The organism is Pseudomonas sp. JL3, from assembly GCF_031570575.1.
Lineage (GTDB): Bacteria > Pseudomonadota > Gammaproteobacteria > Pseudomonadales > Pseudomonadaceae > Aquipseudomonas > Aquipseudomonas cucumis.
The window spans coordinates 484,984-499,134 of the sequence record NZ_JAKWJK010000002.1 but is presented as its reverse complement, the minus strand read 5'-3'; the positions used below and the strand labels follow the sequence as shown (position 1 = coordinate 499,134).

General features: G+C 60.5%; 11 protein-coding genes. 2 read left to right on the top strand and 9 right to left on the bottom strand.

What is annotated here, in order from left to right:
• Window positions 1-10 precede the first annotated feature (10 nt).
• A complete protein-coding gene (locus MMG91_RS05680; protein ID WP_310659008.1) occupies window positions 11-865 on the top strand; it encodes an FTR1 family protein in 855 nt (284 codons plus the stop codon).
• Window positions 853-2,232, top strand: coding sequence for a 4Fe-4S binding protein (locus tag MMG91_RS05675; protein WP_310659007.1), 1,380 nt, complete (start codon window positions 853-855; stop codon window positions 2,230-2,232). Before MMG91_RS05680 ends, MMG91_RS05675 begins: the two co-directional genes overlap by 13 nt.
• 15 nt (window positions 2,233-2,247) lie before the next feature.
• Here MMG91_RS05675 and MMG91_RS05670 read toward each other — a convergent pair whose 3' ends face one another.
• From MMG91_RS05670 to MMG91_RS05630, 9 genes are all read right to left on the bottom strand, one after another.
• Window positions 2,248-2,943 carry an anaerobic ribonucleoside-triphosphate reductase activating protein gene (locus tag MMG91_RS05670; RefSeq protein WP_310659006.1) on the bottom strand — a complete coding sequence of 232 codons (696 nt, stop codon included), beginning with the start codon at window positions 2,941-2,943 and terminating at the stop codon, window positions 2,248-2,250.
• Entirely contained in the window at window positions 2,940-3,107 is a 168-nt protein-coding gene (gene nrdD, locus MMG91_RS05665; RefSeq protein WP_305502229.1) for an anaerobic ribonucleoside-triphosphate reductase, read from the bottom strand. Before nrdD ends, MMG91_RS05670 begins: the two co-directional genes overlap by 4 nt.
• 32 nt (window positions 3,108-3,139) lie before the next feature.
• Window positions 3,140-5,155, bottom strand: coding sequence for a ribonucleoside triphosphate reductase (locus tag MMG91_RS05660; protein ID WP_310659005.1), 2,016 nt, complete (start codon window positions 5,153-5,155; stop codon window positions 3,140-3,142).
• A gap of 200 nt (window positions 5,156-5,355) precedes the next feature.
• Window positions 5,356-6,348, bottom strand: a complete 993-nt coding sequence (gene moaA / locus MMG91_RS05655) for a GTP 3',8-cyclase MoaA (protein ID WP_310659004.1) — start codon at window positions 6,346-6,348, stop codon at window positions 5,356-5,358.
• 23 nt (window positions 6,349-6,371) lie between these two features.
• Window positions 6,372-7,331: a peptidylprolyl isomerase gene (locus MMG91_RS05650; protein ID WP_310659003.1), complete on the bottom strand. Its 960-nt coding sequence runs from the start codon at window positions 7,329-7,331 to the stop codon at window positions 6,372-6,374.
• A 10-nt stretch (window positions 7,332-7,341) separates the two neighbouring features.
• Entirely contained in the window at window positions 7,342-8,022 is a 681-nt protein-coding gene (gene narI, locus MMG91_RS05645) for a respiratory nitrate reductase subunit gamma (RefSeq protein ID WP_305426563.1), read from the bottom strand.
• Entirely contained in the window at window positions 8,015-8,770 is a 756-nt protein-coding gene (gene narJ, locus MMG91_RS05640; RefSeq protein WP_310659002.1) for a nitrate reductase molybdenum cofactor assembly chaperone, read from the bottom strand. Before narJ ends, narI begins: the two co-directional genes overlap by 8 nt.
• 2 nt (window positions 8,771-8,772) lie before the next feature.
• Window positions 8,773-10,311 (bottom strand): nitrate reductase subunit beta, encoded by a 1,539-nt coding sequence (gene narH / locus MMG91_RS05635; protein ID WP_038982852.1) that lies wholly within the window; start codon window positions 10,309-10,311, stop codon window positions 8,773-8,775.
• A 1-nt stretch (window position 10,312) separates the two neighbouring features.
• On the bottom strand, window positions 10,313-14,086 hold the full coding sequence (locus MMG91_RS05630) for a nitrate reductase subunit alpha (protein ID WP_310659001.1): 3,774 nt from the start codon (window positions 14,084-14,086) through the stop codon (window positions 10,313-10,315).
• Window positions 14,087-14,151: the final 65 nt, after the last annotated feature.

The window sequence follows — 14,151 nt, the reverse complement described above, 5'->3', positions numbered from 1 at the left end:
CGGAGCTTCCATGAATCAATCAATGTTCATCGTCTGGCGCGAAAGCGTCGAGGCGTTGCTGGTGATCGGTATTCTCCAGGCCTGGGCCGGCCAGCAAGGCCAACGTCATCGGCTGGTCAAATTCCTCTGGGCGGGCGTGGTGCTGGGGCTGATGCTCTCGGGCCTGCTGGCGGTGTTGATTCTGTTTGCCGGTGAGGCCATGAGCGGGTCAGCCAGTGAATGGTTCCAGGCCGCACTCGCACTGGTTGCCAGCCTGTTGATGGTGCAAATGGTCGGCTGGATGCACCGTCACGGGCGCAGCCTCAACCACGATTTGCGACGGCACGCCGATAGCCACCTGGCTCGACAAGGAGGCGCAGGCCTATTACTGCTGGCCATGCTCGCGATCAGCCGCGAAGGCAGCGAAACGGTGGTCTTTCTCTATGGCGCCGGCGCCCGGTTGCGAGGTCCGCAGCTCGGTTTGTTTGCCGTCGGCGGCGTGTTGGGACTGGTGCTGTCGGTGCTGACCATTACCCTGCTGCACAGCAGTCGCCGCTTCATTTCATGGCAACGATTCTTTGCCATCAGCGAAGTCATCTTGCTCATGCTCGGCGCCGCCTTGCTGGTCAGCGGCACCGAACGAATCGGCGGCCAATTGCTCGCCCTGGATTTGCCGGACGGGGTTTACCGCATCGTTGGCGAAGCGCTTTGGGACAGCAGCACGTTGCTGAGCGACAGCCACGGATTGGGTGGCTTTCTTGCAGGGTTCGCCGGTTATCGCGCAAGCCCCAGCGGCCTGACCTTGTTGGTGTGGATCGGTTATTGGCTGGCCGTCGGCGGCTGGCTACGGCAACGCACTGCGGAAAACCTGCCATGCCCGACCTGAGCCGACGCAATCGATGGCTCCAGCGTTTGGGTGACGGAATGCGTCGTCATGCGCCCGTCATCCGTGGGGTGCAGTGGGCTGTTGTCGTGTTTTACGCAGTGCTGTTGGTGACCCCGGCGCTGTTGCCGCTACCGGACAGCCAGGCACGGATATTAGACAACCTGACCTTGCTCGCGCAGTTCCTGTTCTGGGGGATCTGGTGGCCGTTCGTGTTGCTGTCGATGGTGTTTTTCGGCCGACTCTGGTGTGGCGTTCTGTGCCCGGAAGGTTCGCTCAGCGAATGGGCCAGCCATTACGGTAAAGGCCTGGGTGTGCCGCGCTGGTTGCGCTGGGGCGGCTGGCCGACATTGGCGTTCTGCCTGACGACCCTCTACGGCCAGTTGATCAGCGTCTATGACTACGCCCAGGCCGCACTGTTGATTCTGGGTGGCTCGACCGTCGCAGCGGTCAGCGTCGGGTTGTTGTTCGCTCGGGGCAAGCGAGTCTGGTGCCGTTATCTGTGCCCGGTCAGCGGCGTTTTCGCCCTGCTCGCAAGGCTGGCCCCTGTGCACTTTCAGGTCGATGAGCAACGCTGGATAGAGAATGCCGCACCACGCCTGCCGCCACCCAACTGCGCGCCCCTGCTCGATATTCGCCGCCTGCAAGGCGCCAGTGATTGTCACGCCTGCGGACGCTGCAGTGGGCAACGTGGTGCCGTGCAACTGATCGCCCGCTCCAGCAATCAGGAGATTCTTCAAGCGACGGCGCAGACCCTGTCCCCCTGGGACGCCCGCTTGCTGCTGTTCGGCGTAATCGGCTTGGCCATGGGCGCGTTTCAGTGGACGGTCAGCCCATGGTTTATTGCCCTCAAACAACACCTGGCCCAGTGGCTGGTCGAACACAACCAGCTCTGGGCCCTGCAGGACAACGCTCCCTGGTGGCTGCTGACCCATTACCCGCAGCTCAACGACAGCTTCAGCTGGCTCGACGGTTTCAGCATCGTCGCTTACCTGAGTCTGAGTTCGATCGTGCTTGGCACGGCGTTGATGCTGCTCCTGCGTCTGACGGCTCGACTGGCGCAAGACCGCGCACTGTATTGGCCTCTGGCGCTGACACTCACGCCCCTGGGCGGCGCCGGTCTGTTTCTCGGGCTGTCGGCCACCACCGTCAAATTGCTGCGTTATGAAGGCCTGCTGCTGGAGTGGGTGCAACCGGTCAGGGCCTGCCTGTTGATGGCCGCGATGGGCTGGAGCCTGCTACTGGGTTGGAAACGGCTGAGCCGCGAAGGTCTTTCCCAAGTGCAACGCGGGTCCGCCATCGCTTGCCTGCTTCTGGCCGAAGGCATGGTGGGATTTGGCTGGTGGTTGCAGTTCTGGGGCTGGGCTTGAGTTCCCCAGCCCCCGTTACCCCCGCAACACGAAGGCTGGAAACAACCCGCGCATGGCCTCCCACAACTCTGGCAGCAACGCTTGTGCCGACACGCTCGGCAACAGCGGATCGAACATCCGCTCGGTGCGAACCAGTTGCACGGCAAAGCGTTTGACGCCGAGTGCATTCAAGCGCTTTGCCAGGGTCAGAAGGCGCGCCGGCTCGAACAGATGCCAATGCACGGTGGTGCGGCATTCGTAGTCCACGCCACTGGCCAGCAGATGCTCGAGGCTGCGCCAGTTGGCGGTTCCACTGCCCTCGACCCGGGTGATGGCCTGGCAATCCTCGGGCAACGCCTTGACGTCGAAACCGACCCAATCCGCACCGGTCAGTGCTTTGGCGAACGCGGCCGGCTTAATCCCGGCGCTGTGCAAGCCGATGCGAAAGCCCATCGCCCGCACTTCATCCATGGCGCCGAGCAAGCCGTCCTGCAGAGTCGGCTCACCGCCGCTGAACACCACGGCATCGAGCAGGTCCTGACGACGTTGCAGAAACGCCAACACCCGCCGCCACTCCACTTCCTCACTGCCACGAGGGGGAATCAGCTGCGGGTTATGACAATAACGACAACGCCAGGCGCACCCCTGGCAAAACAGCACGCAGGCGAGCTGTCCCGGATAGTCGATAGTGGTCAGGGGCACCATGCCCCCGACCCGAAGCATTCGACTCATTGGCGCCCGGCCATTGCCGCGCTTTCAGTGAAGTGCACCCGCTCACGGTGCTCCGACTGTTTACCCGGATTGAACGCCGACACAGGACGGTGATAGCCCATCACCCGGGTCCAGACTTCGCAGCGTTGACGTTGAGCCTGGGGCAGTGTTTGCGATGCAGTCATGGTGAAGCTCCTTGCGGTTGAGTGGATCGAAATCAATGAGCGGCGCCGGCTTTCTGCTCTTGCAGCAGCAGGACCTCGTCGCATTTGGGGCAGAACTCATGTTCGCCATCGAGGTAACCGTGCACCGGGCAAATGGAGAAGGTCGGGGTCACGGTCAGGTACGGCAGGCGGAAGCGGCCAAGGGCTTTTCGCACCAGTTGCTTGCAGGCCTGGGTCGATGAAATCCGCTCGGCCATGTACAGGTGCAGGACCGTGCCGCCGGTGTATTTGCATTGCAGTTCGTCTTGAAGTTCCAGGGCCTCGAAGGGGTCTTCGGTGTAGCCCACGGGCAGTTGCGAGGAGTTGGTGTAATACGGCGCCAACGGGCTACCGGCCTGGAGAATGTCCGGATAGCGCTTGAGGTCTTCCTTGGCGAAGCGGTAAGTGGTGCCTTCTGCCGGTGTCGCTTCCAGGTTGTAGAGATGGCCGGTTTCCTCCTGGAAACGCAGCAACGTGGCGCGCACGTGGTCCAGCATGTTCAGGGCAAACTGCCGGCCATGCTCGGTGTGCATGCCCTCCTCGTCGCCGCTGAAATTGCGCAGCATTTCATGCAGGCCGTTGAGGCCGATGGTGGAGAAATGGTTGCGCAAGGTGCCCAGGTAACGCTTGGTGTAAGGGTACAAACCGGCATCCATGTGGTGCTGAATGACTTTGCGCTTGACCTCCAGGCTCTCCATCGCCAGCTCCATCAGCGTGTCCAGGCGCTGCAACAAACCACTGGTGTTGCCCTTGAACACATAGCCCAGACGCGCGCAGTTGATGGTCACCACGCCGAGCGACCCGGTCTGTTCCGCAGAACCGAACAAACCGCCGCCGCGCTTGAGCAACTCGCGCACATCCAGCTGCAACCGGCAGCACATCGAACGCACCTGATTGGGCTGCAGATCCGAATTGAGGAAGTTCTGGAAGTACGGCAAACCGTAGCGCGCCGTCATCTCGAACAGACGGTCGGCGTTTTCACTGTCCCACGGAAAATCATGGGTGATGTTGTAGGTCGGGATCGGAAAGGTGAAGACTCGCCCTTTCGCATCGCCAGCCTGCATCACCTCGATGTAGGCGCGGTTGAGCAGGTCCATTTCGACCTGTAGATCGCCATAGGCAAACGGCATTTCCTCCCCGCCGATGACAGGTATCTGCTCACGCAGATCCTGCGGGCAAACCCAGTCGAAGGTCAGGTTGGTGAACGGCGTCTGGGTGCCCCAGCGTGACGGCACGTTGAGGTTGTAGATGAACTCCTGGATCGCCTGGCGCACCTCCTGATAACTCAGCTGATCCTTGCGCACGTAGGGCGCCAGGTAGGTGTCGAACGAGCTGAACGCCTGGGCACCGGCCCATTCGTTTTGCAGGGTGCCGAGGAAATTCACCATCTGCCCCAAGGCGCTGCTCAAGTGTTTCGGCGGACCGGCTTCGACACGCCCCGGCACACCGTTGAGCCCTTCGTGCAACAGTGTGCGCAGCGACCAGCCAGCGCAGTAGCCGGCGAGCATGTCCAGGTCGTGCACATGCAAATCCGCCTCGCGGTGGGCCTGGCCGATGGCCTCGCTGTACACCTCGTCCAGCCAGTAATTGGCAGTGACCTTGCCCGACACGTTCAACACCAGCCCGCCCAGTGAGTAGCCCTGATTGGCATTGGCCTGGACCCGCCAGTCTTCACGGTCCAGGTATTCGTTCATCGAGGTCGCCACTTCGACCATGGTCCGGCGATCGCGACGCAAACGCGCGTGTTGTTCGCGGTAGACGATGTAGGCGCGCATGGCGAAGAAAAAACCGGCGTCCATCAACACCCGTTCGACACGATCCTGGATCTGCTCGACATGCAGCCTTGGCACTCCGTCCAGACGAGCGAGTACCGCCTGAAGCAAACCTTCAACCTCAACCTCGGTGTACTCCCCGGTTGCCTTGCCGGCGGCGATCAACGCCTGACGGATCTTGTCCGCATCGAAAGCGACCAGACTGCCATCGCGCTTGTGCAAGCGGTTACATCCTACTGAGATCAGCGTGCTCTGCATTCGGCCTCCAGATACTACATATAGATGTTTATAGACAAACAAACACAACATGCAGTGAAGACTACGGACAAAGGGCTGATCTGCAATTGATCGATATCAAGATTTTGCGGTGAAAAAAACGCCCGATGACGACACAGATCCTGTGGCAAGCCCGCTCCCACATTTGATCATCTGTGTTCTTACAAGCCGTGCAAGACAGCTCAACCGCCACTCATGTTCATGAACCGCACTATCTGCACCTCCCCTTCGGGGGTGAAATCGTGGCGCAACGGCTTGCCGCGCAGAGCCTTCTGCACCGCGTTGATCAGCGGTTGGTCATCCAGCGGATATCGCCGCAGCAATCCTCTTAAATCCAGTGCATCGTCCTGCCCCAGACAAAGCAACAGCTTCCCTTCAACGGTCATCCGCACCCGATTACAGCTGCCACAAAAGTTGTGGCTGTTGGGTGAAATGAAACCGATCCGGGTATCGGGATGGCGTTCCAGGCGCACATAGCGTGCCGGTCCGCCGCTGTTTTCAGTGCTGTCGAGTAACCGATGCTGGCTGGCGATCAGCGACCGAACCTCGTCGCTGGAACAAAACGATTCGCCCCGTGAACGCCCGACGTCGCCCAAGGGCATTTCTTCGATAAAACTGATGTCGATGCGCTGATCGATGGCGTATTGCACCAACGCCGGGACCTCATCGAAGTTGCGCCCTTTCATCACCACGCAGTTGAGTTTGATCCGCTCAAACCCCGCGTCCCGCGCCGCTTCGATGCCGCCCAGCACCTGATCGAGATCGCCGATGCGGGTGATCGCGCGAAACTTTTGCCCGTCCAGGCTATCGAGGCTGATGTTCATCCGCTTGACCCCCGCCTCCACCAATGGCCGAGCCAGACGGCCCAGTTGCGAGCCGTTGCTGGTCATGACCAGTTCACGCAAACCGGGCAGCGCGGCGATGTTGCGGCACAGTTCGACAATGCCCGGACGAATCAGCGGCTCGCCGCCGGTCAGACGGATTTTGCGTACGCCCAACCCGACGAACAGCGTTGCCAGACGCTGCAACTCTTCCAGCGTGAGCACCTGCTGACGCGGCAGGAAGGTCATGTTTTTCGCCATGCAATACACACAGCGAAAATCACAACGGTCCGTCACCGACATCCGCAGATAATCGATCTGCCGTCCAAAACCATCCTGCATGACAGCGTTCATCACATCTCCCGGTTTGCCTTGGATCACTGCACCAGCGGTGAGTCGGCGCCCTGCAAGTGGATACCGCGAATATCCGCCGCACCGATCAGGGTTTGCAGGTATTGCACCAGGGCTTTTTGCCAGACGCCTTGCTGCAACTGCGTGCGAATCGCCGTCGACACCACTTCATAGGGCAGCGGCATGCCTTCGATCCGCTGATCGACACTGACCACATGCCAGCCGTAGCGACTTTCCAGCGGTTTGCTGGCCAGGCCCGGCGCCAGAGTGAACAGCTGACGTTCCAGTTCAGGCACGGTCTGGCCCTTGCTGATCTGCCCTAAAGAACCACCCTGAGCCTTCGACGGGCAGGCCGAATACTTCACGGCCAGCTCGGCGAAACTGCCGGGAAACTCTTCCAGACGTTGCAGCAGAATTTGCGCCTGTTCATGCGCAACGGCGCGCGCCTCGACATCATCCGGCGCGCATTCGAGCAGGATGTGCCGAACCGCCAGCAACGGCGCGCTGTGAAAGCGCCCACGATTGTTTTCGTAGTAACGAAGACTGGTTTCCTCATCGCACTGCGGCACGTGCACCTCGCGTTCGAGCAACAAGCGCGTGGCCGCTTCTTCTTCGTTCTCGCCGGCACCGATCTCCATCGACACGCCGAGTTCGGCAATGCGCTGCTGCAACAACTCGCGGATCACCAGCGCCCGGGCGGCCAAATACACCGCCTCCTCGCGGCTTTCGGCCGGGTGATATTGCAGCTCCTGGGCCATTGCCTCCGGGGTGATCGGCACCTCGTTGACGCTGATGATCGGCCATTCCTGTTCGCTGCTGGCGATCAACTGCGCCGGGGCGTCATCGGCAACCGCCGGCTCAACCGGGAGTGCTTCAAACTGCGCCTGTGCGACTGGCGCGATGTCGAGAACGTCCTCGGCTTTTTTGGAAGACCCGCAGCCACCGCTGCCGCCGTTACCACCACCACATCCACATCCACCTGACATGATTGTCTCCTCAGTACTTCTGACGAACGATTTGATAACGACGCCCCAAGTACCAGACCGGTGCGCTGATCATGTGTACGAGACGGGTGAAGGGGAACAGCACAAACAGGGTCAAACCGAGAAACACGTGCAGCTTGTAGGTCAGCCCGACCGGCGCGATAGCCGCCGCCGCTTCCATCGGCCGCAACAGCACGGTGTTCTGCGCCCAGTCAGCGAGCATCACCATCACCGAGCCGTCCATATGCGCGGTGGACGCGGCAATCGTCAGCAGACCGAGCAGCAACTGCGCCAGCAGCACCAGCAAAATCAGGATGTCCGAAGGGCTGGAGGTGGCACGTACCCGAGGATCGGTGAGCCGCCGATTGACCAGCATCAGCAAGCCGATCAGGCACAACAAGCCGAAAAATCCACCGGATACCATGGCCAGCAACTGTTTGTTCTCAGTGCTGATCACATGGTGATAGACCGACGCAGGCGTCAGCAGGCCGACGAAGTGCCCGGCCAACACAAACAACACACCGATGTGAAACAGATTGCTCGCCACGCGCATGCCCCGTTGGTTGAGCATCTGGCTCGAACCTGCCTTCCAGCTGTATTGCGACAGGTCGAAGCGGGCCCAACTGCCGATCAGGCAGATCGCCAAAGCGACATAGGGATAGATCCCGAACAACAACAGATTCCATTTAGACATTACCGACCTCCTTGGCTGGCACGGCGGCCAACCCTTCATGCTGAAAATCCACCCAGTGCAACGGCACCGCGCTTTCTTCCCGAGCTTTGCCCGGTGCGCTTGGCAGTCCACTGCAACGGTCCTGCTGTTCGGCCTGGAGGAAATCCACGGCCTCCTCTTCCCAGATCTTGTCGAGGGCTTCGAGGGAGTCGTCGCGCGGTTCGGCGGCCACCTGCTCGCGCAGGTCAGCGACCGCTTGATGGGGCTCGGCCCCGGCGATTTGCAGCAGCGCGCGGAAGCAGCTGGCATAGGCGCTCTCGCGCTCTTCCAGGCGTGCGGCGAGCAAGGCCAGCAAGTGAGAAACATCCGCCAGGCCCTCGCGGGCCTCGATGTCTTCGCGGGTGGACAGGAACTCCAGGTACAGCGGGATATAGTCCGGCAGCTCTTTGACCCCGATGGCAAAACCGGCTTCTTCGTATTGCGCCATCATGTCGACCATGGCTTGGCCACGGTCGCGGGACTCACCGTGGACATGTTCGAACAACAGCAGCGACAGCGAGCGACCTCGGCCAAACAGCGCACCGTAATGCTCCTGCCCATCCATCAGGTCATTGCCGCAGATCAGCTCGAGCAATTCGAACAACGCGCCGCGTTGCTTGGGGCTGATTTCCCGTGACTGGATAATCGCTTGCTCCAGTTCATCGCGACCGCCAATCAGCGTCTCGGTCGGGTAATCGAGCAGCAGCGAAATCACTTTGAGAATTTGCATGCTCATTCCTCCCACAACTGGACGGTTTTCAGGATGTCGCGGCGGTTGGCTTTCTTCGCACCGAACATGTTGGTGTCGGAGCTGCCGCTGCAGCCGCTGCCGAAACTGAAGCCGCAACCGGAGCGTTCGGCAAAGGCGTCGCTCATGGCGTCTTCACGGTGCGCGCTCGGTACCACAAAGCGGTCTTCATAGTTGGCAATTGCCAGGTAGCGATACATCTCCTCCACCTGGGCCACGCTCAAGCCGACGTCCTTGAGTACTTGCAGGTCCTGAACGCCATCGACTTGTTCGGAACGTTTGTAGGCGCGCATCGCCAGCAAGCGTTTAAGCGCACGCTTGACCGGTTTTTCATCGCCCGCCGTCAGCAAGTTGGCCAGGTACTTGAGTGGAATACGCAGGCTGTCGACGTCCGGGATTACCCCGTTCATACCGACGGTGCCGGCCGTGGCGGCGTTCTGGATCGGCGACAGCGGCGGTACGTACCAAACCATCGGCAAGGTGCGGTACTCCGGGTGCAGCGGCAGTGCCAGTTTCCAGTCCACGGCCATTTTGTAGACCGGCGAACGCTGGGCGGAATCGATCACCGACTGCGGTACGCCATCGGCCAGGGCCTGACGAATCACCGCCGGGTCGTTTGGATCGAGGAAGATCTCCAGTTGTTTCTCGTACAGGTCCTGCTCATTGGCGGTGCTCGCCACTTCGCTGATGCGGTCGGCGTCATACAGCAGCACACCGAGGTAACGAATGCGCCCGACGCAAGTCTCCGCGCAAACCGTCGGCATCCCGGCTTCGATCCGTGGGTAGCAGAAGATGCATTTCTCGGACTTGCCGCTCTTCCAGTTGAAGTAGATTTTCTTGTACGGGCAGCCGCTGATGCACATCCGCCAGCCACGGCATTTTTCCTGGTCAATCAGGACAATCCCGTCTTCTTCACGCTTGTAGATCGCCCCGCTCGGGCACGACGCCGCGCACGTCGGGTTGAGGCAGTGCTCGCACAGGCGCGGCAAATACATCATGAAAGTGTTTTCGTACTCGCCGTAAATGTCCGCCTGAATCTTGTCGAAGTTCTTGTCCTTGCGACGCTTGGCGAATTCGGTGCCGAGGATCTCTTCCCAGTTCGGGCCCCACTCGATTTTTTCCATGCGTTTGCCGGAGATCAGCGAGCGCGGGCGCGCAGTGGGCTGATGCTCGCCCAGTGGCGCGGTGTGCAGGTGCTGGTAATCGAAGTCGAACGGTTCGTAGTAATCGTCGAGGCTCGGCAGATCCGGGTTGGCGAAAATGTTCGCCAACACGCGGAATTTACCGCCGATGCGCGGGTTGATCGTGCCGTTGGCGTTGCGGATCCAGCCGCCCTTCCACTTGTCCTGGTTTTCCCATTCTTTCGGGTAGCCGATCCCGGGTTTCGATTCAACGTTGTTGAACCAGGCGTATTCCATGCCTTCGCGGCTGGTCCAGACGTTTTTGCAGGTGATTGAACAGGTGTGGCAACCGATGCACTTGTCCAGGTTCAGAACCATGCCGATTTGTGAGCGAATCTTCATCTCAGTTCTCCTCGATATCGGTCGGCAGTGGACGTGGCAGGTCATCGCCACTTGAACCATCGAGCCAGTCGACTTTGGACATTTTGCGCACCACGACGAACTCATCGCGGTTGCAACCGACCGTGCCGTAATAATTGAAACCGTAGGCCTGCTGGGCATAGCCGCCGATCATGTGGGTCGGCTTGAGCACCACTCGAGTGACCGAGTTGTGGTGGCCGCCACGGGTCTTGGTGGTTTCCGAACCTGGCACGTTCACGATCCGTTCCTGTGCGTGGTACATCATCACCATGCCGTCCTTGACCCGCTGACTGACCACCGCCCGGGCGGTCAGTGCACCGTTGACGTTGAAGCATTCGATCCAGTCGTTGTCCTCGATGCCGGCGCGTTTCGCGTCGTTCTCCGAGAGCCACACAATCGGCCCGCCACGGCTGAGGGTCAGCATCAGCAGGTTGTCGCTGTAGGTACTGTGGATGCCCCATTTCTGGTGCGGGGTGATCCAGTTCAGGACGATTTCGATCTCGCCGTTGCTGCGCTTGCCTTTCACCCCTTCGATGGTGCGGGTGTTGACGGGCGGGCGATAACTCATCAGTTGCTCGCCGAACGCCTGCATCCACGGGTGATCCTGGTAGAACTGCTGGCGACCGGTGATGGTGCGCCACGGGATCCCTTCGTGAACGTTGGTGTAGCCGGCGTTGTAGCTGACGTGATCGTCTTCGAGACCCGACCAGGTCGGGCTGGAAATGATTTTGCGCGGCTGTGCCTGAATGTCGCGGAAACGAATCGCCTCGTGTTCCTTGGACAGCGCCAGGTGGCTGTGATCGATGCCAGTGAATTCCGACAACGCAGCCCAGGCCTTGACGGCGACATGGCCATTGGTTTCCGGCGCCAGGGACAGAATCACTTCCGCAGCATCGATCGCCGTGTCGATTTTCGGCCGACCCTGGCTGATACCGGCAGCCCCTTCGCGGTGGTTGAGCGTACCGAGGAATTTCACTTCGGCTTCGGTGTTCCAGTTGATGCCCTTGCCACCGTTGCCGTGTTTTTCCAGCAATGGCCCGAGGGACGAGAACTGTTTGTAGATGTTCGGGTAGTCACGCTCCACCACGTGCAGGTTCGGCGCGTTCTTGCCTGGTTGCGGCGCCACGCCGGCGCTTTTCCAGTCGGTGCCGCCAAACGGTTGGGCCAGTTCGCCGACGCTGTCGTGCATCAACGGGATGGTCACCAGGTCCTTTTCAACGCCCAGATGCCCTTCGGACATGCTGGAAAACGCCTTGGCGATGCCTTTGTAGATTTCCCAGTCGGAACGCGATTCCCATGCAGGGTCGATGGCGGCCGACAACGGGTGAATGAACGGGTGCATGTCCGAGGTATTCATGTCGTCTTTTTCGTACCAGGTCGCGGTCGGCAAGACGATGTCGGAATAGACGCAGGTCGAAGACATGCGGAAGTCCAGCGTGGTGACCAGATCGAGCTTGCCGATGGCGCCCTCGTCCACCCATTCGGCTTCTTCGGGTTTGCAATCGCCGACCTGACCGATGTCTTCGTTCATCACCCCGTTCTTGGTGCCCAGCAGGTACTTGAGCATGTACTCGTGGCCCTTGCCCGAGGAGCCCAGCAGGTTGGAACGCCAGATGAACATGTTGCGCGGGAAGTTCACCGGGCTGTCCGGCTGTTCGCAGGAGAAGCGCAGCGAACCGTCCTGCAGCGACTTGACCACGTAGTCTTTCGGGTCCATGCCGGCCGCAGCCGCATCGCGGCAAATGTGCAAAGGGTTAGTGTTGAGTTGCGGTGCGCTGGGCAACCAGCCGGCGCGTTCGGCGCGGATGTTGTAGTCCAGGGCATGCTCTGGGAATTGCGATTTATCGGCCAATGGCGAGAGCACGTCGTGCATGCTCATCTTCTCGTGGCGCCATTGCGAACTGTGGGCGTAGAAGAAGCTGGTGCCGTTCATTTGGCGAGGCGGACGGTTCCAGTCCAGGCCAAATGCCAGGGGCAGCCAGCCGCATTGCGGACGCAGTTTTTCCTGGCCGACGTAGTGCGCCCAACCGCCACCGGTCTGGCCGACACACCCGCAGAGCATGAGCATGTTGATCAGCCCGCGGTAGTTCATGTCCATGTGGTACCAGTGGTTCATCGCCGCGCCGACGATGATCATCGAGCGACCCTTGGTCTTGTCGGCGTTATCGGCGAACTCACGGGCGATCTGAATGGCTTTCTCGCGGCTGACGCCGGTGATCTGCTCCTGCCACGCCGGGGTGCCGGGCACCGAGGCGTCATCGTAATCCTTGGCGACGTTTTCGCCGCCGAGGCCGCGATCGATGGCCAGGTTGGCGGCCGACAGGTCGAACACAGTGGCGACCTTGGCCACGCTGCCGTCCGCCAGCACCACGTTATGCACTGGCACGCGGCGGTATTGCACGGCATCGCCGGCCACGTGCTGGAAATGCTCGTGGGACTCGCCGGCAAAATACGGGAACGCCACTTCGGCGACGTCATCACCGATCAGGCTCAGCTTCAGATCGATCTCTCGGCCTTCGCCGCCTTCGCGCGGCAGGATGTTCCACTTGCCCTTCTCGCCCCAGCGATAACCGATGGAGCCTTGAGGGGAAACCAGTTCGCCGCTGACATCCAGGGCGATGGTTTTCCATTCCGGGTTGTTTTCCTGGCCGAGGTTGTCGGTCAGGTCGCTGGCGCGCAGGAAACGGTCTGGCTGGTAACCGGCGCCCGGTGCCTTGTCGACCATTTGCTTGAGCAGCACCAGCACTGGCAAATCGGTGAAGCGCTTGGCGTAGTCAGTGAAATAGGCGCTCGGTTTGTCCAGGTGGAATTCTTTGAAGATCACATGGTTGAACGCCTGGGCCAGCGCCGCATCGGTGCCTTGTTTAGGGTTCAGCCACAGGTCAGTGAGCTTGGCGACTTCCGAGTAGTCCGGGGTGATCGCCACAGTCTTGGTGCCCTTGTAGCGGACTTCAGTAAAGAAGTGCGCGTCCGGGGTGCGGGTCTGCGGGACGTTGGAGCCCCAGGCAATGATGTAGTTGGAGTTGTACCAGTCGGCCGATTCCGGCACATCGGTCTGCTCGCCCCAGACCATCGGCGAGGCCGGTGGCAAGTCGCAGTACCAGTCGTAGAAACTCAGGCAGGCGCCGCCGATCAGCGACAGGTAACGCGAGCCTGCGGCGTAGCTGACCATCGACATGGCCGGGATCGGCGAGAAGCCGACGATCCGGTCTGGGCCGTATTGCTTGATGGTGTAGACGTTGGCCGCGGCGATGATCTCGTTGACTTCCTCCCAGTTGGAACGAATGAAGCCGCCCATGCCGCGCTTGCTTTTATAGGAGTCGGCCTTGACCTTGTCCTCGACGATGCTGGCCCAGGCTTCCACCGGCGCCATGGTCTGCCGCGCATCGCGCCAGAGCTTGAGCAACGGCTTGCGGATTTTTGGGTACTTGAGCCGGTTGGCGCTATAGATGTACCAGCTGTAACTGGCACCACGGGGGCAGCCACGGGGCTCATGGTTCGGCAGATCGTTGCGGGTACGCGGGTAGTCGGTCTGCTGGGTTTCCCAAGTAATCAGGCCGTTCTTGACGTAGATTTTCCACGAGCAGGAGCCGGTGCAGTTCACCCCATGGGTGGAGCGCACGATCTTGTCGTACTGCCAGCGCGAACGGTAGACGTTCTCCCAGTCGCGAGACTCTTTGCGGGTCTCTCCATGACCGTCGGAAAACTCGTTTTGCTTACGGTTGAAAAACCGCAATTGATCCAGTAAATGACTCACGGTGTAGTCCTCTCAGGCTTTGTCGCGGAGTCTGTGCTCCGCCCACGCAATGGTTGGATGCAGCT